Consider the following 25026-nt stretch of genomic DNA (forward strand, 5'->3'; position numbering starts at 1 on the left):
AAAAGTAAGTTCTGAATTGATTTAAATTAATAGTGGCATTTTGCACACTCCAAACCTCCGATATCCTTCACCTTCAAAGCATTCTTGGAGCCGCTGTGTAACTGTACAAGTTTATCATAGTACTCATTGCCTTCAGTACGGATACTTGTCTGTCTGTGACAGTCAATACACCATCCCATTGTAAGCGTACTGTGCTGATAAACCACTTCCATTTCCTCAATCGGACCATGGCAGGTCTGACATTCTACCCCACCAACAGCCACGTGCTGTGCGTGGTTAAAGTAAGAAAGATCAGGAAGATTGTGGACCCTTACCCATTCAATAGGTTTGTTTTCATCCACAGCAGCGTAGATTTTAGCGATTTCAGGAGAAATGCCATCTTTTCCACCTACATTTTGAATATGCATATGACAGTTCATACAAATGTTAGCCGATGGAATATTGGCTGATTTTCCTATTTCAACACCAGTATGACAATACTGACAAGGGATTTCAAATTGTCCAGCATGCAACTGATGAGAGAATGCAATTGGCTGCTTAGGCGCGTAGCCTTGCTGAACACCTATAGTATAAAGCTCATCAAGAGCAGTTTTCACTACGAAAGCCACTACCAATGCAGTTATGATTACAACAAATGCATCAGAGCGGAAAATCTTTTTGAAATCTGTTTTTTGATTGATGAATGCCTGATCCGCTTCATCAAGAGGCTGCGTTTTGAGGTATTTGGTAAGAATTGAAATGATCAATCCCAATACAATCAGGATCAACAACAATACAATTACCAAGACCGCCAAGATGATGGTCAGGTATTCACTTGGGATACCAGCACCACCTGCTACAGCAGCACCTTCACCGCCAGCAGCTGCCACAGTTGCGTCTGCCTTATCACCATATTCTACATATGCCAATAAGTTCATCAGATCATCATCTGATAGAAACTCATGGTTTGGCATAGCCAACTGGTTATATTCATTGTAAATGGCCACAGCCTGCGCATCACCGGATGCAATCAAAGCTTGGGAATTACGGATGAATTTTTTAGTCCAGTCAATGGATCTACGGTCGGTCACACCTCTTAAGGCCGGACCTACATTTTTTTGGTCTAGTTTGTGACAGGTTTTACAATTGGCATTGAAAATTGATTTTCCGGCCGCAATTGCTTCTTCGCTATCTGACACTTCGGGATTAACCGCAAAGACCTGTGTCCCTAGCATGAGGAAGAATAGCATCATGAGGGTGCTAAGCTTCAACGGAACACTTGTTAATGAGCGCTTGATCGACATATTTATTACTTATTAAACAGTTTGGTGCACGTTTTTTGATAAACACTGCAAATGTACTACCCCAATTCAATTTTTCAAACTTGAACGAAGGAGCTTCAAAAAATGTTTGCAATAAGGTTTCAAATATACAACAACCTGTTTTTCAGTATTTTACAACATTATTTCATAGCTTTGCCTCAATTTAGAATCATTATAAATAAAACAATATTTGGCGTTTTCTACTAGTCTACACGCACCAAGATGAACACGGAAAAAAAATGCATAAAAATTGTTGATAGCGAAAATAAGGGCAACTTATTAAAAGCAGATAAATTTTCGTTTGGCTTTTGCAAAAAAGAAGAGATTCTCTACATTTGCATTCCGATTCTGAAAGGGTCGCGTGGCCGAGTGGCTAGGCAGAGGTCTGCAAAACCTTGTACAGCGGTTCGAATCCGCTCGCGACCTCCACACAAGCATCTCAAAAATGAGATGCTTTTTTTTTATTTCTTAGATCACCTTTTTCTCAATCATCCTAGTTGACAAATCCGTTTATACAAAAGTAGCGCCCTCTCATGTTATTTTACTTGTTGTTTTAGAATCTGTTAGTTAGCTTAAGCTATCATCAAAATGACTTGAAGATGACAAAATCAATTGTTTTATCTGTAAATGGAAGGGAAAAAACAATTTTTGCAGATCCTGAAGAGCCCCTTTTGTACATTCTCAGGGAAGAATTTGGCTTAAATGGTCCCAAATTTGGCTGTGGCCTACATCAATGTGGTTCTTGCATGGTGCTTTCTGATGGACAGGCCAATTATACGTGCAGGATTCCCTGTTCAGCTTTTGAAGGAAAAAAAATAGAAACTATCGAAGGACTTGCACAAGATGAAAAATTACACCCTTTACAACAATCATTTTTTGACGAGCAGGCAGCCCAATGTGGTTATTGCTTGAATGGGATGTTGATCAATGCATTGGAACTCTTAAGAAAAAAAACAAATCCGAGTGAGGAGGAAATCAGGGATGTTCTGCATAAAGTGATTTGCAGATGTGGTACGCACAGCCGTTTTATTAAGGCAGTTAAAAAAGCCGTAGACTCCCGATCAAAATTTTAAGCGATGAAAGTATTCAATTTGGATAGAAGAGCGTTTTTGAGAACCACAGGACATTTGCTGATAGGTTTCAATCTCTTCCCAATGGTCAACTGCAGCCCCTCAAAGGAAGACCCCAATTTACCAGAGCCTTACAATGGCATTCCTGTTCGGCCCCATGCAGGAAAAGACCTGATTGACTCCTGGATAAGACTGGATGCAGAAGGGCATGTGACTGTTTTGACAGGAAAAAAAGAATTGGGACAGGGAATAAGGACTACTTTGATTCAAATAGCTGCGGATGAATTGGAAGTGGATATCAAAAGGTGTCATATTATCAATGGAGATACAGGACAAACTCCCAACGAAGGCTATACTTCAGGAAGCAACTCCATTGAAGGGAGTGGCCTGGCAATCAGGCAGGCAGCTGCGGAAGCAAAATTCTTTCTTTTGAAATTGGCTTCCGAAAAACTGCAGACACCATATGAAAGCTTAGTGCTGAAGGATGGTTGTATTACCGCACCTGACAAGAAAAAAACAAGCTATTGGGATTTGGTTAATGGTGCGTATTATGAAAAAACCATAACCGGAAAAGCTCCGATTTTGGACTTCCAGAAACACCAATATGTAGGAAAACCCATTCCCAGGAAAGATATCCTGCATTTGGTCAAAGGAGATGCACATTTCGTCCATGATATGAGGTTGCCCGGAATGGTACATACCCGGGTATTGCATCCTCCAAGCTATGAGGCAAAACTTATCTCCATAGACTCCGAAGCGGTCAAATCCCTCCAAGGGGTGCTCAAAGTCGTGATAGATGGAAGTTTCATTGCTGTCATTGCTGAAAGGGAATATCAGGCTGTAAAGGCTTGGGAAAAACTCAAAGAGGTAACAGTCTGGAAAAAACCAACTATAAATCCGCTGTCTGACAGACTATTTGCCGACATGCGCAGCAGGGCCCAAAAGCCGGAAGTCATTCAGCAAACCCCGAATATTTCTAAGCAGCTGACCAACTCCCCTATCCGGATCAAATCGGTCTATCAGCGACCTTACCAAATGCACGGTTCTGCAGGTCCTTCCTGCGCCTTGGCAAAATGGGAAAATGAGCAACTTACTGTCTGGTCACCTACACAGGGTGTCTATCCATTACAGGCTACCTTAGCAGATCTTTTTCAAATCGATGCCGACAAAATCAGGTGCATTGGAGTTCCCGGGTCGGGCTGCTATGGACATAATGGAGCCGATGATGTATCAGCAGAGGCTGCGCTCATAGCAAAACATTATCCCGATAAGCCGGTCCGTTTACAATGGATGCGGGAAGATGAGCACCAATGGGAACCTTATGGTTCAGCAATGATCATGGAACTGGAAGCCAGGGTTTCGAAGGAAGGGTTGATTCAGGTCTGGGACAGCAAAATATGGTCTGATTCACATAGCACCCGACCTCGGGGAGAAGCAGGCCATTTTGTTTCTGCCCGGCATTTGGAAAACCCAATCCCATTTTTAAAAGGAGGATTTTCCGGAGGAGCTTACAGGAATGCTACACCTTTATATAATATACAGGATGTCAGGCTTCAGCTTTTCAATTATGATGGACCATTAAGGTCCTCTGCCCTCAGGGGGCTCGGAGCCTATGCCAATATTTTTGCTTTGGAGTCATTTATAGATGAGCTGGCTGAGGCTTCTGGCATGGACCCATTCATATTCCGGATCAAAAACCTGAAAGATGAAAGGGCTATTGCTGTTCTGGAGGAATTGAAATCAAAGACCAATTGGAATGCCTTGGAGCGAACAGGAAACAAAGGGTATGGAATTGCCTTTGCCAAATACAAAAACTCCGCAGCCTATTTTGCAGTGATGGCCGAGGTTGAAAAAGCCCATGAAAAAGAGGCTTTCAAATTGAAGAGAATGATCGGTGTGATTGAGGCCGGACAATGCATCAATCCGGATGGACTGATCAACCAAACCGAGGGGGGGATGATCCAATCTGCCAGTTGGACCTTAATGGAATCAGTCAAGTATGATAAAAATGGGATATTAACCCAGATTGCAGCTATCCGCCTGTAAGTAGCTGTAATTTGGGTATTTCTGTTTTTTTGAGTTCAAGTTTGTGTACTACGGATTTTCTTTTTTTAAACGGTTGATATTTGGCCTTAAGGATGTCGTAGATTTCTTTTAGGTTTTTGTTTGGAACTGTACACTTGCGTGTGGTAATGATTTTGTCATAGGTGTTTTTCCCTGAAGTAGTGATGACCTTTTGTGTGTTGCCTACTCTTACTATTTCACGCCAGCAGCTTTTTATTCCATTCTGTTTGAGCTGGTACCTTACTGTATTGACTATCCAATATGCAAGGATTCCCAGATGTAGATGTGCCATGGCGGCATCATCATTTTTATGGTAAATCGGTCTGAGGTCCAGGTCGGTTTTGAGGGTACGGAAGGCATTTTCTATTTCCCTGATAGTGTTATAGATATTCCAGATGATGTACTCCTCCTGCACGTTCAGGTTTGTCCGTAAAAAATAGACGCCCAGATTATCGGTTTTTGCCTGCTCCCGTTCCGGGTTTTTCTTCCATGACATTGCTGTTGCCTGTTCTGTTTTAGGGTCACTTTCAACAGTGATCTCATAATAATACTGGACTGATGGATACTTTTCTTTGGCCCTCCCGATGCGCTGGTGGACTTTATCGGTTTTTTTGACTCCTCCCTTGCTGTTGAGGGCATGGTGTATTTTTTGCAGCTCCTGTTCAAACCTTTCTTCGAACTGTAGCTTCATACCTTCCTCTTTCTTCTCTTTGGAAGGGCTTTTGACTTCTAAATAATAGTCTGTGTTTTTTTCTGTGGACACGGCTCTGAGTCTGATGTTCTGCTTTGATTTTGTTTCCAGCAGAGTTGTAAGCCTGTCGGGCACATAGCTATAATCCTTGAGTTTTGTCCTGCTTACACAGAGGTAGCTGTATCCTTTGTTCCGGATAAGATGCAGGTTTTCTTCGGTGGCTATGCCCGCATCGAGTACCACTACCGCAGGTCCTGTACAGGTGTGGACGGAAAGCTTTTCAATCATTGCGGCAAGTGTGTTGCAGTCTGCTATGTTTCCTTCCAGGATTGAGGAGTACTTGATAAACCCTTCCACATTCACTACCAGTGCCAGCACAACAAGTTTCGCATCTTTTCTTTTTTCCTTGCTCCTTCCGTATTGTGCCAGCTTACTGTTCGGCTTTTCTCCCTCAAAGTAGGTGTTGGTCAGGTCATAAAGGATGATCTTATCCTGCAGATCAAAGAGTTCATTGGTACGTTTGGAAAGGTGCTTTTCGAGTGAATCTTTGACTTTGTACAGCTCAAGCGCACTTTTGTACAGCTTGTCCTTGGTTATTTTATCCATATCATAGCCCGTAAGCTCACAGACTGCCGAGTTTTCCTTTATCCAACGGACAGTTTTGAGTTCGGAAGCGGGGTATACCGCACGGGATACAACCTGTGTGGCTGCAAGACTGGCATCTTCGGCGCTGAATCCCGCCGAAAGTAATAAAGGTGTAAGCTGTAGCTTCTCCCATGTCCGGAAAGCAATATTCTCAGCTCCTATTTCCCTGGCATTACTGTGCTGGATGGTATCCATATCCACCATCCGTGACAGCTGCTGTTCCGACTTGATATCCAGCTTCTTGGAAGATACGATCCGATTCCAGAAGTCTTCAACATAGCGTCTGACGATTGGATCTTCCTCCAGGTCAAAAAGAGAAGCCTTCTGCTCATACTTCTCGGTAAGGTGTTTCTGTATTTTGTTGAGCTGCTCGGGTGCAGCATCCTCCATGAAACCTATATTCAGGATAGTGCGATGACACACCCTGTTGTCCGCATTACGGTAACTTTCCACCAGCCGGTAGTATCCGCTGAGTATTCCCGTATCGGGATGTTTACGTAAAGAGAACTTGAAATACATGGTGTAAAGTACTGGTATTGAACCCCAAGATGCAATACCCCTTGTGTACTACAAACCGAAAAATGGCCTTATACAGCCCGTAGAAAAAAAATCACGTAGGGGGGTACGGATAATCGGAGCTAAAAAAAAGAAAATTTCCCGAAATTTTCTTTTTTAACCCCTAAAAGCTGCAATCTGGGTTAAGTAAAGATTGGAACAGTTATCCAATCCTCCGGGCCAAAGATATCCCTGAAGTCGAAGTATATGTCATCAACAGGCCTGAACTACCTCCTTTGGGTGCAGGGGAAGCAGCCCAAGGACCAGTGGCAGCAGCCATAGCCAATGCTGTATTTGATTGTACCGGAACAAGGGTTAGGGAATTGCCAATTACAGCCGAAAAGTTTGAAAGATAGAAAGAGGTCTCAAAAAAAACTCAAAGGTTAAAAAAAGTGGCTGCCTTCCGACAGCCACTTTCTAAATTATGTAAAATCGAGTCTAGACTCTCGCTTCTAGCTTCTTATTTCTTTCCGCCTTCCATCTTCTCTTTCAACTCCGCCAAAGCATCGATATCACCAAGGGTGGATTTCTCAGCAGCAGCAGGAGCATCAGCAGGGGCAGCAGCGGCTTTCTTAGCCTTTTTAGGCGCAGCAGCAGGCTTAGCTTCTTCTTTGAAAGTAGCAGTGTGGGAAAGTACGATTCTCTTATCGTCTTTGGAGAACTCGGTCACTTTGAAGTCCAAAGCTTCACCAACTTCTACAGAAGAACCGTCTTCTTTTTCCAAGTTTTTGGAGGTAGCAAATCCTTCAAGACCATAAGGCAATTCAAGAACAGCACCTTTGTCGTTTTTGGAAACTACAGTACACTTGTGAACAGAACCTACTGGGAACACGGTCTCAAAAGTATCCCAAGGATTCTCTTCCAACTGCTTATGACCCAAAGCAAGTCTTCTATTCTCTACATCAAGTTCCAAAACAACCACATCCAATTCATCTCCTACTTTCACAAACTCGGATGGATGCTTGATTTTCTTGGTCCAAGAAAGGTCAGAAACGTGTACCAATCCATCGATACCTTCTTCCAATTCAAGGAACAAACCAAAGTTGGTCAAGTTTCTTACCACACCTTTGTGCTTGGTGCCTACAGCATATTTGGTCATCATGTCGCCCTTAGTCCAAGGATCTTCGGTCAATTGCTTGATGCCCAATGACATTTTTCTTTCGTCCTTGTCCAAAGTCAACACTACCGCTTCAATTTCGTCACCAACTTTCACGAAGTCTGCTGGGTTTCTCAAGTGCTGGGACCAGCTCATTTCAGAAACGTGGATCAAACCTTCAACTCCAGGAGCCAATTCCAAGAAAGCACCGTAGTCAGCTACGTTAACAATTTTGCCTTTAACCCTAGATCCCACTTCCAATTCAGCAGAAAGAGCATCCCAAGGATGAGGCGTAAGCTGCTTCATACCCAAAGAAATTCTCTTCTTGTCGTCATCAAAGTCAAGCACAACAACTTGAACTTTATCATCCAGATGAAGTACCTCTTCAGGATGGTTGATTCTACCCCAAGAAATATCAGTGATGTGCAATAGACCATCTACACCACCCAAATCGATGAATACACCGAAATTGGTCATGTTTTTGATCACGCCTTCCAATACCTGACCTTTCTCAAGGTTATTCAGGATCTCAGCTTTTTGCTTCTCAAGATCCTTCTCGATCAAGACTTTGTGAGAAACTACTACGTTATCGTTGGTATGGTTGATTTTTACCACTTTCACTTCCATCTTTTTACCTACATAGACATCAAAGTCTCTGATAGGCTTCACGTCAATCTGAGAACCCGGCAAGAAAGCTTCCACACCATAGATGTCCACGATAAGACCACCTTTGGTTCTTCTTTTCACCAGACCTTCGATTACTTTATCATTAGCCAGGGCGTCTTCGATATCACTCCACGCACGTACCATTCTGGCTTTCTTTCTGGAAAGCACCAACTGGCCCAATGCATTTTCCTGCTCTTCGATGAAGACTTCAACTTCATCTCCGATTTTAAGGTCAGGAAGGTCACGGAATTCTGAGGCAGGAACTAATCCATCAGACTTGAAACCGATGTTGATGATAACGTCTTTATCATTGATTCCCACAACAGTACCTTTGATCACTTCTTTTTCAGTGATTTCATTCAAAGTTCCTGCATAAAGAGCCTCCATTTCAGCTCTTTTGTCTTTGGAATAGCCTTCACCAAATCCTCTGGTGTCGAAATCGTCCCAGTTAAACTCTTTTTGTTTTGACATAATATTGATTAACCCTGATTTTCAACAATCCTAGGGTCATCGGATTGAGGTTTTTTAGTGAATAATAAAGTCCCTGATTTTCAAGCCAGGACCCCCGTTCACCCGAACGGACTGCAAAGGTAAGGAATTTTCAAAATATAAATAAAGAGTTGAGAAATTTATCCCAATTTCAAAAAAGGGAGAACAATACCGTCCTAAATAAAATATGAGAGGTCTGGTTTTTTGCCCAAAATAGCTATTTTGGGTTTGCACCAAAAAACATAAACCTCCCATGAGTAATATTACATTGTTTTCTCAGATTATTAAAAAAATCGAGCGTTCAATTTTCAAGAAACTGGTTGAAGAGAAGCAAACGGACAAGGGCTGCAAAGGCTTTGACAGCTGGACGCATTTGGTTTCCATGCTTTTTTGCCATTTTGCCAAAAGTACTTCTGTAAGGGATATTTCAAACGGCCTGCGTTCGGCCACGGGGAACCTCAACCATCTGGGGATTGCCAAGGCACCATCCAAGTCCAGTATCAGTTATCAGAACAAGCGCAGGGACTCTGACCTGTTCAAGGAGCTGTATTACGGGCTTCTGAAGCATTTAGGACAGCAGGCGTCCCTGAGCAGGGTAAAACTACGGATCAAGGCTCCCGTCTATCTGCTCGACTCCACGGTGGTAAGTCTTTGCCTTTCGATGTTTGACTGGGCAACCTTCAGGACCAAAAAGGGTGCTGTAAAGATGCATACGCTTCTGGACTATGACGGGAAACTCCCTGTTTATGTGAATATTACAGAAGGAAGTATGGCAGACAATAAAGGCGCTTATGATATTCCTTTGGAGAAAGGATCCGTTATAGTGGCGGACCGCTATTACAATGACTTTCCGATGCTCAACATTTGGGACAGCAAGGGGGTCTTTTTCGTCATAAGGCACAAGGATAACCTTAAGTTCAGCACAATCAATGAACGTCGACTCCCTGAAAATACTGCACAGGAAGTACTGATAGACGAAGAAATTGAACTGGTAAACCCGCAGTCAAAAGTGAAGTACCCCGGAAAACTCAGAAGAGTGGCTGTATGGGACGAAAAAAACCGACAGACCGTCGAACTGATTACCAATAACTTCAAATGGTCAGCAAAGACAATCGGTGATCTTTACCGGTGCCGATGGGAGATTGAGATCTTCTTCAGGGACATCAAGCAGTTACTCCATATCAAAACCTTTATCGGAACATCGAAAAATGCCGTGATGATCCAGATATGGACCGCGCTGATCACCATTCTGCTCCTAAAAGTGATGAAGGCAACCGCTAAATTCGGATGGCATCTGTCCAATCTGGTTGCATTTATCAGACTGAACATATTCGTTAAAATAGAGCTGCAAAAGTGGCTGGACAAACCCTTTGAAGACCATGAAAAACCTCCTCAAAAAAGCCAACAGGGGGTTCTATTTCCGGATTACAGATAAAATCACAATAGAAATTGCAGAAACACAGCTAAACATCTGTCTTGTAAATTATTTAGGACAGCATTGAAGGGAGAATGGAAAAAGCGAAGTTTAGAAAGGGCTCCCCAGCTTCTCGAAATTTGCAATTTCAGGAAGATTTAAAATGGAATTACAATCCTAATTTCATAAACCCGCTTCTCGAAATTTGCAATTTCGAGAATAGATAAATCTAACACCATCAAAAAAAAAACGCTCATCTCCTTTTCTTCCACAAAAACACCGGCAAAGCCAAAAACACCCCTACAACACTAAATACCAATCCACCGATAGTTCCGATAGCCAAAGAAAACCAAAAAATCTCATTCTGCCCTTCCATGATAAAAGGGATCAGTCCAAAGCAGGTAGATAATATCGTCAACATGATGGGAACTGCCTTTCCCGCTACTGCTTTGAGTATATTCCTGTTGTACAGCCCTTGCCTTCGGTTATTCAGGTCATTGACAATAAAGATAGCTGCATTTACCGCTAAGCCTCCCAACATTACGAAGGCAGCATAACCGCCCTGATCAAAATAGAAATCAAAAAGGGAAAAAATCAAAAACAGTCCAATAAAGGAAATAGGGATTATCAAAATGATGTAAAAAGGCTGTTTGAGATTTTCAAACAATACCGAGGTTATAAAGAAGATCCCTACTATCAACACCAAAATCAAGCTGTATTGCCTTTTGGCTTTTTCCCAATTCCAGGACCAGGTTTCCTTGGAGGCTGAGTAACCTATAGGCATCGTGGCCTTCATTTCTTCCAGGACCTCGTCCAGGTATTCATTGCCGAATTTGGCGGACCCCATATATTCGAATGCAACCAACCGGATGTATTGCCTGTCTTCTTTATGTAAGGCATTGGTAGTGGATTCCTTACTCAAAGAACCAAAATTACTGACTTTGAAAATACGGTCCTCTCCTGTGATCAAACTGTTGGATTCGAGGTCATATTTAGAGTATTTTTCAGAATCCTTTTCTCTTACTACCAGGGCAAAGTTTTTATCATCCATGGTCAAATACACCGATGGCGAAGTTGGCTTGGAAACATCATTTAGGGCCGATATTACCTGGTATTGATTTGTACCCCCAAGTGCCATACTACCCTGATCCAATCGAAGGACATATTCCTCTGTCTTTTGTTCATTCCAACTCAACCGCTCATTGGTATTGACTTCCTGAATCCTTCGGTGCCGCAAAAGTTTTTCCGCCAAAATCTCAGATTGCCTTTCCAGTTCATCATAATTATACCCTTTCATCGTGACCCTGAAAGATGGAATTCCCTCTCCCCCAGCCCCGGTAAAAAAACCTTGCCCTACCCCAAAAATCGTCCATCTGGCGCCGGACCAATCCGTGGACTTGACCGATAGCCTTCCTTTCAACTGGTAAGGTAAGGCTGATTTTTCATAGGCTTCTTTGAAAGTAATCACAATCTGGGCATACTGCCCGGATTGTACCCAGGTCACAAACTGATCAATACCCTCAACTCCTTTGAGGAAACCCTCAAATTCCCGCATGATAAAATCCATCTGATCCAGGGTATTGCCAAAAGGCAACCTGGCAGTGACATATAAGCGGGTTTTCTCCGCTTCCCGGTAGGAAGATTTTTCAAACACTCCACGGACAAACATCCTCAAAGAACCGCCCAGGTACCTGTCCACATGAGGCCGGATATCTTCCTGATACAAGGTGCTGCCAATGGTCTTATTGTACCATTCCTGACCCTCCCATTTATTAGGCAAGAAGAATATGGGAGTTCCAAAAAGCAAAATCAGCAGGACAATAAAAGACTTTCTGAAATTGGCAATAAAACCAATTCCGTTTTGGAAAGCACGGAATCCTCTTACCCTTTTTCTGAGTTGAGGAACGGTAAGCACCCTGCCTTTTTTAGCTTTCTCTCCAAAGAGCAACTGGTACATGGCCGGGGTAAAAAGCAAGGCTACCAATAAAGATACTGCCAGCATCACGGCCACTACCACAGAAAATTCAGTGAGGTTTTTACGGTCTTCCTCCGGCAAGAAAAACACGATCATCAAAGCCGCAATCGTCGTCAAAGAAGCAGCCAACAAGGCAAGAAATACCTTCCTGTTTTTGTGCTTATGGAGGTGATCGATCATGATGATGGCATTATCCACGATCAATCCAAAAGAAATGGTCAATCCTGCCAAAGAATACAGGTGGATATCTACTTGAAGCAAGTATAAAATGATCCCGGTAATACTCAGATTCACCACTATACCTAGGAAAAGAATACTCAGGTAACGCAGGTTCCTGTTCATCAAAAAGATAAACACAATCAGAATCAGGATAGAAAGACCGGATCTTTTGTAAATCTTATTGAGTTCCTTCTCCAGAAATTCCGTATCGTCATTTTCCAGACGCACCTCAAATCCTGCAGGCAGCAGGTCCTTGGCCTGTTCCACGGCAGCTTTAATATTTTTGGCCAAGAGGACCTTATTGACCCCATCACGGTTGATAATGGAAAGGGTAACGGAATTATTGCCATTGATGCGGTAGTAAGACGTGGCTTCTGCCTCTTCCAAGGTCAGTTGGGCTATATCTTTCAAAAAAACTTCCTTTCCATCACGGGTGGTGACGAGAAGGTTTTCCAATTGGCTGAGGGTATTCAGGGAACGGTCCACCTGAATGAAGAGGGTTTCTTCCCTATTGGTCAGCACTGCCCCGGGATAAGACCTACCAAAGGCTCCCCTTATGGCAGACTCTAAGTCCTGTTTGTTCATCTTAAGCGCCTGCAACTTTTTAATGTCATAGGTGACAAATAGCTGCAAATCATTGGCGCCGCGGATGGTCACTTCTTCGATTTCTTCAAAACGGTTGAGCGTGGATTTGAGCACATCCTCTGCAATTTTTTTGATCTCAAAAGAAGCAAAAGGACCATTGACTGAATAGGTCAGGATAGGCGTTTTCTGATCAGTCCTCCTTTCCTCCGACTGGGTTACCAAGGGGTAGGAAACCTTGGAATCCAAGGAGGGGTACACTTGACGGATGATGGAAGCCACCTCAAATTTCTTGAAATCCATATCCGTTTTTTTATCAAAACGCAGGGTTATGGCCCCCCTGTCATAATTGGATACAGAGTTGATCTTTTTGAGGTCAGCCAATTGGGAAAGTGCCCCTTCCAAAGGGGAAGTGGCCAGTTTTTCCACCAATTCAGGGCTGGACCTTGGCACAGCATAACTCACCGTCAATACCGGTTCCCGCTCCCGTGGATTAAGATCCACAGAAAGCCTTGGCACCAAGGCAAAGCCGATGATGCTGAGTACAATGAACGCTATGATGATCCTGAATGGTGACATTTTTGTTTTTGACTATTAGAAGCGAGAGGCGAGAAGTTAGAATCAAGAGACAAGAAGCAAGAAATAAGACTTATTTCGATTTCAGACTGCCAACTTCAACCTATCTAAATAAATCCTTCAAATCCTTCAATTTCTCAATGTTTCAAAAACTCCTAAAATCTCCCTGCTTGGCACATTGTATTTAGTACATGGCACTTCAATGTATCATGTCTTGAGTCTTGTGTCTAATTTCTTGTGTCTAACTAAAAACCAATACGCCAAAGGCACAAAGTACAATGCCGTAAAGGTACCTATCGTCAGACCACCGATGACTGAAAAAACCAGTGGCCGCTGCAAATCCGCTCCTAATCCTGAACTGAACACCACGGGCAACAAAGCCAGAATAGTTGTTACAGAAGTCATCAAGATAGGTTTCAACCTGATTTCCCCCGCTTCAAACAAGGCCCTGTCCAAGGCCTCCTTACCGGAGAGTGTAGAGGCATATTTGATTCTCAACCGGTTGATGGTATCTATTTTTAAGATGGCATCATTGACCATGATGCCCAACATCACTACCAAACCAATCGCCGACATGACATTCAAACTTGTTCCTGTGAGCAAAAGCACCAAAAAGGCCCCGGCTATACCCAAGGGAAGGGTGAAAATCACAATCAAAGGCTGTACAAAACTTTCAAACTGGGCTGAAAGGATAAAGTACAACAACAATACAGCCACCAACAAAACCCCTATCAATTCACGGATAGTCTCTCTGTCCTTGAAAAACTGCCCGAAAAAGGATACGCTCAAATTCCTGTCTGCTCCCCAATTGAAAATAGCTGAATTGTATTTTGTGGGTTCAGCAGAAGTCAGTAGGACTGACTGATAAACGCCCCCTTTGTCTGCTGTGACAAACTTGTACTGATTTTCGTAGTCAAAACGGACAAAGTTATTCAGCACATATTCTGTCCCATCTTTACCCTTGATGGAATTATTCCTCAAGATCGCTTCAAAATCCCTGCGCTCCGCACTGAGTTTGATGGGCGTGATTTCCCCAAACCTTTTGATATCGGTGATGGTATATGCTCCGAACAACCTTTTGACCTGCTCCAAAAGGTCATTGGCCTGAATACCATATAAAGCCATTCGGGAGGGATCCAAGCGGAATACCACAGAGGCCTCCTTTTGCAGGCTTGGTCCCCGTTCAATGTCAGGGACAGGAAATTCCAATAACCAGGCATCCATTCGGTCTTCTTCCACCGGTCTTTTTGTCGTCAAATCCTTCCATCTCACTTCATAAAAGGGCAAATTGGAGGCAAAAAGCTGATCAAAAGCATTCGGAGCGTCAGAAATTTCTATGCGGGCATTGGGATAACCTGTTCTGAGCATGGATTGCAAGTGCGCCATTGCTTCAGTTTTGGCTGCCTGTGTTTCAAACAAGAAATACAGATGTGCTTCCTGCAAGGAGCTCTCCCCATCAAAAAGGATAAACTGTCTAACTCCAATATCTGCCTCTGCCTTTTCATAAGCCCCTTGCATACTTTCCAAGAGGGCCAAAACCCGGTTTTTGTTCTGCGCTACACCAATAGGCTCATTCCAGTCTATCTTCACTACTGCATCAAATTTCTCAATGGGAGGCAATCCCTGAATCTGAAGTAAGTAAGCCAATGCTAGACCAGCCGGAATCAAAACAAGAAAGACCCCTAAACTGAAACCCCTTTTGGCAAATATCTTTACATAAAGGCCTTTGTATCCTTTCAATACGGCTTTGAAAAAACGACTGTCTTCTTCTGGCAATCCATCATCCGACCGCTTTCGGAAGAAAAAATGATACAACATGGGCAGCAAAATAAAAGCCACCAATAGGGACACACCTAAGAAGGCCGCGACCGAAACTGCCTGGTCAAAAAACAAAGCCCCTGAAATTCCGCTCAAAAAAACCAATGGCACGAATACGGCAAGGGTGGTCAACACCGAACTGATCAAAGCGGACATCACTTCATTTACCCCCTCAACACAAGCATCAAAGAGCGCCAACCCCTCCTTTCTCTTTCGGGTAATGTTGTCCAATACTATGATGGAATTATCAATCAGCATCCCCAAACCTAAGGCCAGGCCGGAAAGTGAAATCACATTGATGGATAAGCCAAAGAAATAAAATACCAGGAAACTGATCAGAAGGGAAGAAGGTAGGGAAATACCGATGATGATGGGCGTCCGGTAATTGCCCATGAAAATAAACAGGACCCCGAAAGCAAAAATCCCCCCAAACAACAAAGAAGTCTGCAGGTTACTGATGCCTGCATTGAGGAGAACCGACTGGTCCTGTGTCAGCGCAAAATCCACCTGCGGGTAATCCTCCCGAAAGATGTCTATGGCTTCATACACCTTGGGCAACAATTCATTCATCTTCGCCGCCGCCTGCTTGTGCACGGTTATCACCAAGCCTTCTTCTTTCCCAAACAGGTGATACCCCATCACTTCATTGACCTCATATTGCACCTTGGCTACCCTGCCCAAATCAACAGTTACACCGTCCGGGGCAGTCACCGGCAACTTCATGATGTCCGCAGGATTATCTACCCTTGTTGCCAGACGAAGGTAGTAGCGGAACTGTCCATCTTCTACAGAAATTCCCGGCAGTTCTTCATTGCCAAATTGGATGGCATTGATCACATGGTCTTCTGACATGCCCAAGGCCCTTAGGGCAGCTTTATCGGGGCTGACTGTGATGATCCGCTCTTTTTTGCCGTTGATGTCCACCAAGGACACCCCCTCCAATTGCTCCAATCTCTTTTTGAGCACATTTTCGGTCAAAAGACTGACTTCTGTGAAGTCAAAACCCGCTTTGGGAGTGACCTGTACACGCACAACGGGAATATCATTGGTATTTACCCGAATGACCTGGGGCCGGCTGAGATCGGAAGGCAAGCTATTGGTGAGCCTGTCAATTTTTTCGTTGACCTCTATGTAAGCCAGGTCCATGGGCGTATCATAGTCAAAAACCAAGCGTACAGACCCTACTTCAGCACCCGCCTTGCTGTCCATATCCTCCAAGCCATTGAGTGTCATCAGGCTCTCCCGAATGGGGGAAAGCACATTCTGCTCAATCGCTTCAGGAGAGGCATTGGGATAATTGACCTTGATGACGATTTGTGGAACATCAATGGGAGGTAAAAGGGAAATAGGCAATGTTCGGAAAACAATTACCGAGAAGACCATCAAGGCCAAAAAGGTCATAAAAACAGCAATCGGTCTGGCTAATAAAAATCTCACCATGGCAATTACTCTTTGATAATTTGTACAGGTGCCTGATGGGCCAATTGCAGATTATTGGAGGTAATAACAATCATGCCCGCTTCAATTCCTGAAAGTACTTCCACTTCCCTTCCATTGTCCTTTCCTACTTCCACATAATTCCATTTGGATTCATTGTTTTCTATGGTGAAAACAACCGGACGGTTGGAACGGTACACGAGGGCTTCTTTGGGCACAACCAAGGAATTGTTCTGGGGAGCACGGATAATGGCACGTGCATTCATGCCGGGAAGCAGACCTTTGGTGGCACTCATTAAAATCGAAACTTGTACGAGGCCGTTTTCATCCACCTTGGGATTAATACTTCTCACTGTACCTGTCAAATCCGGAAAACCACCTCCAACCGGATAGATTTCAGCTTTTTGACCGATTGAAATCAGGTTGATATCAGATTCCAGAACCTTCACTTTGATTTCCAGCTGTCCGGTATTGATGATTTCAAACAATTCGTCCCCAGCATTCACCAAAGTACCGGATTTAACTTTTATATCGGCGATTCTTCCAGAAATAGGGGCTTTTATGGTGGATTTCTCCAGGTCCATTACGGCTTCCCTGAGATCAAGTTCTGCAGCATATAACCCACTTTTTACTTTTAGATAATCTTCAATTTCTTTTTTCCGTTTTTCGTCATTTCCCTCAAATACTTCCGAAAAACTGAGCGCTTCGGATTGGTAATTGACCTCTGCATTTTTAAGGGCTATTTTTGCTTTTTCAAGCTTAAGCTGACTTTCCCTGAGGTCCAATCTGGCCAAAGTTTTCCCTTTCTCCACAAAATCTCCCTCCTTTAACGTCATCAGTTCCAATATCCCGGAGCGCTCTGCATTGATTTTTATTTGCTCCAAGGCTTCCATTTTCCCTGTAGCATTGATCAGGTAATCAAAAGATTTCCGCTCCGCCTGTGCCACCCGCACAGGAGTGGCAGATACTTCCGCGCGGAAGGACTCCAAAGGTTGATCCTGACTTTTACCTTCTTCTTCTTTACAGGAAATAAAAACCAAAGCGGCAATCGCCAAAAAAAACTGAAATCTATGAGTCTTCATTATAGCAAAGTTTTGAATCCTTAAATAACTAAGTTTTTAACTAAAATTCAAATGCAGTTGATGAAAAATCTTCAAAACTAATTTTTTTTGGATGACTTTTGCAGGAATATGGAATCATCAACCTGATGTCCAATTTTTATTCTTGAAAATTTCCAACAAAAAAAGAAGGAAAATCGGCACACACTTTGCGTATTTGATTTCGGATAAATATTTTAATTTTGAGCAGATTTTGTAAAATTTAAACTTGAAACTATGAAAAAACTATTGGTATTACCCCTTCTCTTTTTGATCATGATGTCTTTGAACCAGGCAAAGGCACAGGAAGTTGGTTTGAGATTCGGAGATGTTTTAGGTAACAATGTAGCCATCGACGGTATTTTTGCCTTGGGCAAATACAGCAGGGTGCATGCTGATTTGGCTTTTGGCAACAGAGGTGTAGGTATGGAGGCACTTTGGAACTTTATTTACAGGCCTTTGGGAGCTGAGGCTTTCCACTGGTATGTAGGTGTGGGTCCTTCCTTGTTGATCGGAGACCCCTTCATATTTGGTGTCAGTGGTGAAATTGGTTTAGAATACAAATTCAGAGAAGTGCCTTTGGTACTAGGTCTTGATTGGAGGCCAAGAGTTGACATTGTGGAGGTTACTGATTTTAGGCCAGGTGGATTTGGATTGAACATCCGCTATGCTTTTGGCAGATAAATCAAAAGGCAATTAAATCAAAAAAACCTGGTTGTAAAGACAGCCAGGTTTTTTCTTTAATTACCATGATCATATAAAAACTATGTGATTATTTTTTTTAATTCATTGCCAGTAGAGTCGGTTCCAAGCTGAAATTCGGACTCAAAGAAAAAATACAGGGCCTCTCGAAAACTATTAGATTTTCATAAAGCCTAAGTCTAAGGTCTTCCGGTTTTTCATCCTGAAAGTGTTCCATCAGGGAAATGATGGTTTCTTCATCCGGAACTTCCACCCTCACCTTGACTATGCCGTCTCTGACCATATCCAGTTCCTGCGCAGCAGCCTTGGAAAGATCGATAATCCTTTTGGAAGACTGGGGAAGCCGGTCATTGACTTTCAACCATACTTCTTTCCCATTTTTAAGGTTAGTCACTTTCAACATGGTCCCAAATGGTAGGTATTTATGCGCAGCGGTCAACTCTTCCATATTGTACACTTCACCGCTAGCTGTTTTTCTTAAATGGAACTTACGGCCATAAAAACTCGCTACACCTTCCTGGATTTTCAAACGTTCTTCCACAGGCGGCAAAGAATCATTACTTCCCGCAAAAGCGGCAAATTGAACAACTACAACTAATATCAGTGCAATTAATTTCATAACATACGAAAAAGCAATTCACGTACCAAAAACAATCCGTTTACGGGATTTAATGAATTTTAACAATCCATCAAGCTTATTAGAAGTTTGAAGATAGTGAAAATAAATGGGATATAAAACCATACATTAAAACCTAAACCACCTCTTTTTCAACTGATTAATCAATTCATTTATTTAAAAATTATTATTTGTTACCTAAAATCCCATCTTAAGAAATAAAGCAATAATTAAAAGATACAAAAACATATTTTCTAAGTTTCTATTTGAAAATCGGCAAAATGAAATCTTCGGAATCTAATTTAAGAGATTTGACAAAAATCTATCCTTTTTTATTGATTGCCTTCATCGCATCGGTGTGGATTGCATCCTGCCCCCCATCCAGTACAATGAGTATAGTACCGTAAGTCTCCAAAACACAACCTTGCCTCAGCCATTTTTAGAAAATTACTAGCCACGACCAGATTTGAGCTCCTCGAACTAGATAATCCTAAGGTAAAACTCAAAGCACAAATTGTCAAAATTACACTGATCCTTTTCATAATTTTTTATTTAACTAACTAGAATTCAATTATCAATAATCTTTTTCTAAAATCTTTTTAGTTTTAAACTAAAAAACCCTAATCTGATTCCAATAGAATCTTTAGGTTCATTTTTAAAATAACTGGAAAGCCATGTTCAAGTCATAAATGCAACGCCTAATTTTTTCATTAGACATTCGATAGGACTAAGATAATTAAACTTTCTTATTGGCCTGTTATTGATTTTGGTTTCTATATTTTGGATCTGTTCCCGAGAGATTTGATTGAGGTCAGTACCCTTTGGCAGGAAAGCCCTGATAAGTCCGATTCTGTTTTCCACTGTTCCTTTATCCTGTGAAGTGTATGGTCTTGTAAAGAATGTTGGGATATTGAATTTATCTCTGATTTTATAATGGTTTGCGAATGCCATATCATTATCGAAAGTGATTGATTTGAAGAACGAAGCACCAATTCTCTGTATTCTCTTTGCTATTTTCTGTTCAATGATATCTGCATTTTTACCATCAAGTTTCTCTATGGTAGTAACCAAGGTTGCCCTGTCCACCAGTACCAAAAGAGCTGATTTGTGGTTTTTCCCCATCATAAGGTCTACTTCAATATCTCCTATCCTTTGTCTTTTTTCAACTACAGGAGGCCTTTGGTCAATTGGAACTCTCTCCCTGATAATTCCTCTGGTATGCCTGTAATTACCTCTCTTACGCTTTCTTTTACCATGCCGGAGATTCTTGTAAAGCTCCCTGTCCCTTCGGTATCTCCAATGGCTACTTTTTTTGGCAGTAAATATCCAGTTGTAGAGTGTCTCATGACAAACCCCTTCTTTACCTTGTTTCTTCCAGGTGACCGATATTAGCTCTGGGCTCAATTTGTCAACAACAAGGAATTTGCGGGCCTCTTCTTTAAGGGACTCGGTAAATTTGATTCGCTTTCTCTTGAGTCTATGTCTTTCGTCTGTACGGTTCTGGGCAACTGCAGCCTTATATTCACCGCTATAACGGCCCCTCTTGCCGGTATTTCTTTGAAGTTCTCTGGATACAGTACTTTTGTTGACACCGATAATCGCAGCGATTTTGGTCTGGGAAGTTCCGTTTCTAAATAAAGCCTCTATTTGGTACCTTTGTTCCTGGCTGAGATGTTTAAATTTATTCATGACAACACTAAATTAATATTTTCAGCCTAAGGGAAGGAACCTAGGTTCCTTCCCTTAAACCCTTAGTGTTGCATTTATGACTTGAATATAGGAAAATCCATGTCTTGAAATTTATTTTTTAACTGGATTATTTCAGTCTTGTAACTCTCTAATACAGGCTCATCAGATAAATCGAGCAGTTTAAATAATGGAATAATAAAATAAACAGAATTGCCTTCCACAGCCATGGGACCGGATAAAAAAGAAGTTAGAGGGCTTTCCCTTGTTAGATAAGTTCTGTTATTTTGTTTATCAAAAACCCCTACCCTGAAATCAACTATTTTTTGTGAATTTTTATTTTTTTTCTTGTTCCACCCAAAATAAAGATGGTTTTCTGATTCCTCAAAAAACCGAGTTGGAAATGAAAGTTCTCCAGTGGCTAAGGTTTCGAAAAAGCTATTTAATTGATGTTTTTTATCTTGTGGCCAAATTGGTTGAGAACTTAGGAATTGATACTTGGGAAAATGTTCATCCTGATTTATCTCGTAAATCACTGAATTTGCAGGTTCTTGATACAAAATCCCTCCCTCATAGCCCTTAGTAATATGACCTGAAATATTTTTGAGGATTATTGGAAACACATCTTTTGGAAAAGGAAAAAGTCTCTTTATGCTTTTCCCTGCACTATCCAACAGCTCAAAATTTGAAAATTCTTCATTAAAGTAGGTTATAGACATACCGATTTTCCCCTTTCCATCAACAGAAAGCATATCAGATTGATTTTTAAGTTTAATTTTTCTTTTAAAATTTCCTTCCAAATCAAAAAATGCCAAGCTTCGTTCTTCAATACTAATCAGAAGCAATTCCCCACTTGCTTCACTTAATGAAAAATCAGCTATATCGGGCAACTCATCAGGCCCACTTCCAAATTTTCCTATTTTTGCAATTTGATAACCATCATTTGACGTTTTTATCAACGTTCCAAATTCCTTGTCCAATAAATAAAAATTTTCCTCTGAAACTTGAAGCCTGTAGATGTCAACAAGAAAATTTTTCTCTTCTATGTTTATTGGTATAATTTCCTTTAATTCAAATAAACTTTCAATGGGATATTCTTCATGGACATTTACAATATATTTAGGTATAGGTTCCGAATTTTTATCTTTTCGATCTTCATACCTCTTCCCATAACACCCTTGAAAAAAAATTACAATCAGTGTTAACAACAGATACTTCGTAAAAATATTTGATCTGTAATTTCCCTTTCCTAAACCACAAAAAGTTGATTTCATGTGTCTGCTTTTTTGCACCTAACTATCTGACATCCCATTCCAGAAGCTGAACACTCAGTTGCATACATTAAAGCCTCAGGACACCATTTAGGAGTCGGCATCTTCGAATAATTTGTTTGAGCAACTAATTTCTCACCACTCTTTGAATAGAAGAAACTTAATGTAAAGTTCAGCCCTACTACTAATACTATCATTGCCAATTTTTTCATCATTTCAAAAATTTATTTTCCATTTCGCACCAAGCAGGGCAGGATCACATTCCCTAAAAAGTAATGCTTCCGGAATACCTTAACTTTTCAGACTAAATTTACCCCCCCCCGAAATTAAAAAACAAGTTTTCACTAAGTTTTTTTATTTTTTATTGACTTTATTTGCCATTGCGCAATAAGTAACATAAAAACCAAAAATGAACCTTCAAATTATTATCATAAGGAAGGCTATTTCATCTGAAATCTTTAAAATTCCGGAAACCATTTTGCCCTCAATCCCTATTCAGTTCTATTTGAAAAGAATGATTAGCATTTTTTTGAAAGAATAATGAGTCAATATTACGTACTTCTGAATCTTTTAGAAAATCTCCTTCTTTGTAAGTTTCCGGAGACAGGACCCTATTGAGAATCAATTTTGTGGTTTGGTTGGTGATAAATTCTGAGTCATCCTTGAAATTCAACTTGGTTTGGACAAAATAGTCCACATTTTTTATCACTTGTTTTCCGTTCAAGTGTTCCAACTCAAATAAAAGTTCTTGGGACAAAAGATGAGCTGAAAAACCAATAGTGGGTTTGGTTTTGAGATTTGAGTTGGCATAGTAAGCCTTATGCCCATACTGGTTCAACCAAATGCTACATTTATTTATTAGGAAGGTTTCTTTTTCAATCCAAAGTTTACCATCTTCATGAAGTTTTTTACCTTTGGATGTGACTTGTATCAGATAGTGTCTTTCATCTTCATCTATTAATTCATAGCTATATTTTCTAAAATTCCAATCCAAGAAGAAATCAGGCCAGTGACTTCCTTCGAAAAAAAACCTATTGACATAGCTAAAAAAATTAGTTGAAATAAATTCCTGATGATCTTGCCAGAATTCCGGCTCTGATACCTTAGATTCCAGTATCCTGAATTCAGGCAATCTTCGGACATGGGGCGAATACCTATCAAACAAGATAAACCTGTCTGAGTAATAAGAGCCAGAAGGTGTTGAAATTTTCACCCTATTCCCTAATTCATACCTGCTTAAGGATGGAGATCCATGGTACTGAATGAAAAGTAAATCCCTGGCTTTTTGAAATATTTCTTCCGGTTTAAGATAAACTACTTCTACTTCCGGAAGTAGGTATGTTGCCGTAGTTAAAACGACATCTAAAAAACCGACAGAAGATTCTACAAAAATTGATCTTGACTGGAAACCCAAACATTGGAAATTAATCTGTTTATCTTCAGACAATTCAATTTTAAATTCTCCCGCGTTGTTGCTTACAGAATAATTACCTCCCGATTGGATCAAAACACTGGGAATGGGATTACCTTCTTTGTCTTTGACTAGCCCATGAATCAATTCATTTATCTGAAACAAGCAAAGAATTAAAAACAACTTCATTTTAACCTACAGTTATTTTTACCAAAGAAAAAAGAATGCCTGATTCAAGCATTTTTCTCAAATCATCAGGAATTTCCACAGTGGATTGGTCCAAAAATGGCCTAAAATGGTCCAAATCAATAACAGCATACAATCCATCATTTTTTTCCAAAACATAGCCCATAAGGAAAAACTGAAAAAACAATGATGGAAAATCATTTGGAGCTTCCAACTGATATAAGTTTTGACTTTTTAGATCAAAGAATCTGAAATTAGGGACTCCATTTGAATGGTAATGGAAAAACAATTTATCATTTGAATATACCAATCCATCAATTCCTGTCGTCACGTCACCCGGAAGATCTCCCAAAAAACGGTTAAATTCTTGTATGCTCATCAACTTGTCTATGAAATCAAAGTACAAGAAGGGTTCGATACTGCCTTCTTTTTCGACCCGGTAGATCTTTGAGTCAAAGGGAGGGATGAAAAGAAAATCAGAGTTATTAATCAAGGCATAATTTTTAACCCTATCCTGGGCCAGTATTGGTTCCTCATCCAAGGGAAGTAAAAAATCTTTGATTTTAAAATTTGATGGATCCAAAATCACCAGGTTAAAAATCTTGTCCCTGGCATTGGATTCCATCCCCGTATCACAAAAAAGTTTATCATCCTCCAATTTCATCATCTTGCTAATGGGCATTTCCGATTTCCATGATTTAATAAAATTGCCGTCAAGTGTAAATCTTTCAAACTTATTCCCCAGAGTAAATAAAACCAATTCCCTGTTTGATTCATCCACAATAAAATCCCAAATGGTCAGCTTTTCAATGGACTGAATGGAACGGATCAAATTTCCATTAAGATCAAAAACATGGATACCTTTGGTAAATTCGGAATCAAGTACAAAAAGTAATTCATCGATGAAATAAAACTTAGTAACTTCACCAATACCCCCCAGTATTCCGAAATCCAATGGGACAAAGGAAATCCCAAGATTCAAATCTGAAAGGTTCAATGATTTTTCAGGATTCACTACCTCCATCCCCTCATCGCTGGACCTACAACTGAAAATAAAATAACAAACAGACAGTATGATTAGCAAAGATTTCATTTTCATGGTTTCCATTTATTAAGTCCACTAGCATCCGACTAAAGTCGGCAATTAGTGAAAATTGTTTGAATTGAAAAAACATAAGCACTTTTTCTGATTGGATTGAAAAGTAAGCCCCTACGTTGGGTACAGAGAGGTTTGACCTTGATTTTTTATGCTTTCTTTTAACTCTTTTTCAGGATCGTTGAGGAAGTTGATCAGATGAAAATAACTGATCTTATTAATCCTGAACAAAGCCACCGTCTTGTAGAATACCCACTTTCTTTTAATAGTCTTTCGTACAACTTCCATTATTAGAATGTAGACAGCCTTTTGATAACCTCCATTTGAAGTCGGCTGTCCAAATAACTTGTCCGCCGAGGCGGA

16 protein-coding genes and 1 tRNA gene are annotated in these 25026 nt (G+C 41.1%); 5 read left to right on the plus strand and 12 right to left on the minus strand.

Annotated features, from left to right (window positions below; all coding sequences use genetic code 11):
• Positions 1-26: 26 nt before the first annotated feature.
• Entirely contained in the window at positions 27-1283 is a 1257-nt protein-coding gene (locus BC751_RS00310; RefSeq protein WP_130273804.1) for a c-type cytochrome, read from the minus strand.
• A 373-nt stretch (positions 1284-1656) separates the two neighbouring features.
• On the opposite strand from BC751_RS00310, the gene BC751_RS00315 reads away from it, so the two are divergent.
• The 3 genes from BC751_RS00315 to BC751_RS00325 all read left to right on the plus strand — a co-directional run bounded on the left by BC751_RS00315 (position 1657) and on the right by BC751_RS00325 (position 4417).
• Positions 1657-1730 (plus strand) — tRNA-Cys (locus tag BC751_RS00315).
• Between the two features lie 170 nt (positions 1731-1900).
• Positions 1901-2374, plus strand: coding sequence for a (2Fe-2S)-binding protein (locus tag BC751_RS00320; protein ID WP_130273805.1), 474 nt, complete (start codon positions 1901-1903; stop codon positions 2372-2374).
• 3 nt (positions 2375-2377) lie between these two features.
• Positions 2378-4417 carry a molybdopterin cofactor-binding domain-containing protein gene (locus tag BC751_RS00325; RefSeq protein ID WP_130273806.1) on the plus strand — a complete coding sequence of 680 codons (2040 nt, stop codon included), beginning with the start codon at positions 2378-2380 and terminating at the stop codon, positions 4415-4417.
• On the opposite strand, the gene BC751_RS00330 is transcribed toward BC751_RS00325, so the two are convergent.
• On the minus strand, positions 4404-6290 hold the full coding sequence (locus BC751_RS00330) for an IS1634 family transposase (RefSeq protein WP_242617319.1): 1887 nt from the start codon (positions 6288-6290) through the stop codon (positions 4404-4406). The two genes, BC751_RS00325 and BC751_RS00330, sit on opposite strands and share 14 nt — an antisense overlap.
• A gap of 496 nt (positions 6291-6786) precedes the next feature.
• Positions 6787-8559 (minus strand): 30S ribosomal protein S1, encoded by a 1773-nt coding sequence (gene rpsA / locus BC751_RS00335; RefSeq protein ID WP_130273807.1) that lies wholly within the window; start codon positions 8557-8559, stop codon positions 6787-6789.
• 271 nt (positions 8560-8830) lie between these two features.
• Between rpsA and BC751_RS00340 the strand changes: the two genes are divergently transcribed.
• Complete coding sequence (locus tag BC751_RS00340) at positions 8831-10012, plus strand: IS4 family transposase (RefSeq protein WP_130273808.1); 1182 nt, start codon at positions 8831-8833, stop codon at positions 10010-10012.
• 232 nt (positions 10013-10244) lie between these two features.
• Here the strand turns inward: BC751_RS00340 and BC751_RS00345 are convergent, their stop codons facing one another.
• The 3 genes from BC751_RS00345 to BC751_RS00355 all read right to left on the minus strand — a co-directional run bounded on the left by BC751_RS00345 (position 10245) and on the right by BC751_RS00355 (position 17680).
• Positions 10245-13346 (minus strand): efflux RND transporter permease subunit, encoded by a 3102-nt coding sequence (locus BC751_RS00345; protein WP_130273809.1) that lies wholly within the window; start codon positions 13344-13346, stop codon positions 10245-10247.
• 204 nt (positions 13347-13550) lie between these two features.
• Positions 13551-16601 carry an efflux RND transporter permease subunit gene (locus tag BC751_RS00350; RefSeq protein WP_130273810.1) on the minus strand — a complete coding sequence of 1017 codons (3051 nt, stop codon included), beginning with the start codon at positions 16599-16601 and terminating at the stop codon, positions 13551-13553.
• A 5-nt stretch (positions 16602-16606) separates the two neighbouring features.
• Positions 16607-17680: an efflux RND transporter periplasmic adaptor subunit gene (locus tag BC751_RS00355; protein WP_130273811.1), complete on the minus strand. Its 1074-nt coding sequence runs from the start codon at positions 17678-17680 to the stop codon at positions 16607-16609.
• A gap of 252 nt (positions 17681-17932) precedes the next feature.
• On the opposite strand from BC751_RS00355, the gene BC751_RS00360 reads away from it, so the two are divergent.
• Positions 17933-18379, plus strand: a complete 447-nt coding sequence (locus tag BC751_RS00360; protein WP_130273812.1) for an outer membrane insertion C- signal — start codon at positions 17933-17935, stop codon at positions 18377-18379.
• Between the two features lie 97 nt (positions 18380-18476).
• Here BC751_RS00360 and BC751_RS00365 read toward each other — a convergent pair whose 3' ends face one another.
• The 6 genes from BC751_RS00365 to BC751_RS00390 form a co-directional block, all read right to left on the minus strand.
• Positions 18477-19016 carry a septal ring lytic transglycosylase RlpA family protein gene (locus BC751_RS00365; RefSeq protein WP_130273813.1) on the minus strand — a complete coding sequence of 180 codons (540 nt, stop codon included), beginning with the start codon at positions 19014-19016 and terminating at the stop codon, positions 18477-18479.
• A gap of 675 nt (positions 19017-19691) precedes the next feature.
• Positions 19692-20702: an IS30 family transposase gene (locus tag BC751_RS00370; protein ID WP_130273814.1), complete on the minus strand. Its 1011-nt coding sequence runs from the start codon at positions 20700-20702 to the stop codon at positions 19692-19694.
• A gap of 74 nt (positions 20703-20776) precedes the next feature.
• Positions 20777-21973 (minus strand): 6-bladed beta-propeller, encoded by a 1197-nt coding sequence (locus BC751_RS00375; protein WP_130273815.1) that lies wholly within the window; start codon positions 21971-21973, stop codon positions 20777-20779.
• On the minus strand, positions 21970-22185 hold the full coding sequence (locus BC751_RS00380; RefSeq protein WP_130273816.1) for a hypothetical protein: 216 nt from the start codon (positions 22183-22185) through the stop codon (positions 21970-21972). The genes BC751_RS00375 and BC751_RS00380 overlap by 4 nt, the downstream gene beginning before the upstream one ends.
• Before the next feature lie 269 nt (positions 22186-22454).
• Positions 22455-23570, minus strand: coding sequence for a peptidase associated/transthyretin-like domain-containing protein (locus BC751_RS00385; protein ID WP_130273817.1), 1116 nt, complete (start codon positions 23568-23570; stop codon positions 22455-22457).
• 1 nt (position 23571) lies between these two features.
• On the minus strand, positions 23572-24660 hold the full coding sequence (locus tag BC751_RS00390) for a 6-bladed beta-propeller (protein ID WP_165389772.1): 1089 nt from the start codon (positions 24658-24660) through the stop codon (positions 23572-23574).
• Positions 24661-25026: the final 366 nt, after the last annotated feature.

The sequence above is a fragment of the Cecembia calidifontis genome, from assembly GCF_004216715.1.
Lineage (GTDB): Bacteria > Bacteroidota > Bacteroidia > Cytophagales > Cyclobacteriaceae > Cecembia_A > Cecembia_A calidifontis.

What these genes read in the sequence shown, in the direction of transcription:
- BC751_RS00310 (WP_130273804.1), bottom strand. Translation starts at nt 1,283, where the DNA reads ATGTCGATCAAGCGCTCATTAACAAGTGTTCCGTTGAAGCTTAGCACC.
- BC751_RS00320 (WP_130273805.1), top strand. Translation starts at nt 1,901, where the DNA reads ATGACAAAATCAATTGTTTTATCTGTAAATGGAAGGGAAAAAACAATT.
- BC751_RS00325 (WP_130273806.1), top strand. Translation starts at nt 2,378, where the DNA reads ATGAAAGTATTCAATTTGGATAGAAGAGCGTTTTTGAGAACCACAGGA.
- BC751_RS00330 (WP_242617319.1), bottom strand. Translation starts at nt 6,290, where the DNA reads ATGTATTTCAAGTTCTCTTTACGTAAACATCCCGATACGGGAATACTC.
- rpsA (WP_130273807.1), bottom strand. Translation starts at nt 8,559, where the DNA reads ATGTCAAAACAAAAAGAGTTTAACTGGGACGATTTCGACACCAGAGGA.
- BC751_RS00340 (WP_130273808.1), top strand. Translation starts at nt 8,831, where the DNA reads ATGAGTAATATTACATTGTTTTCTCAGATTATTAAAAAAATCGAGCGT.
- BC751_RS00345 (WP_130273809.1), bottom strand. Translation starts at nt 13,346, where the DNA reads ATGTCACCATTCAGGATCATCATAGCGTTCATTGTACTCAGCATCATC.
- BC751_RS00350 (WP_130273810.1), bottom strand. Translation starts at nt 16,601, where the DNA reads ATGGTGAGATTTTTATTAGCCAGACCGATTGCTGTTTTTATGACCTTT.
- BC751_RS00355 (WP_130273811.1), bottom strand. Translation starts at nt 17,680, where the DNA reads ATGAAGACTCATAGATTTCAGTTTTTTTTGGCGATTGCCGCTTTGGTT.
- BC751_RS00360 (WP_130273812.1), top strand. Translation starts at nt 17,933, where the DNA reads ATGAAAAAACTATTGGTATTACCCCTTCTCTTTTTGATCATGATGTCT.
- BC751_RS00365 (WP_130273813.1), bottom strand. Translation starts at nt 19,016, where the DNA reads ATGAAATTAATTGCACTGATATTAGTTGTAGTTGTTCAATTTGCCGCT.
- BC751_RS00370 (WP_130273814.1), bottom strand. Translation starts at nt 20,702, where the DNA reads ATGAATAAATTTAAACATCTCAGCCAGGAACAAAGGTACCAAATAGAG.
- BC751_RS00375 (WP_130273815.1), bottom strand. Translation starts at nt 21,973, where the DNA reads ATGAAATCAACTTTTTGTGGTTTAGGAAAGGGAAATTACAGATCAAAT.
- BC751_RS00380 (WP_130273816.1), bottom strand. Translation starts at nt 22,185, where the DNA reads ATGATGAAAAAATTGGCAATGATAGTATTAGTAGTAGGGCTGAACTTT.
- BC751_RS00385 (WP_130273817.1), bottom strand. Translation starts at nt 23,570, where the DNA reads ATGAAGTTGTTTTTAATTCTTTGCTTGTTTCAGATAAATGAATTGATT.
- BC751_RS00390 (WP_165389772.1), bottom strand. Translation starts at nt 24,660, where the DNA reads ATGAAATCTTTGCTAATCATACTGTCTGTTTGTTATTTTATTTTCAGT.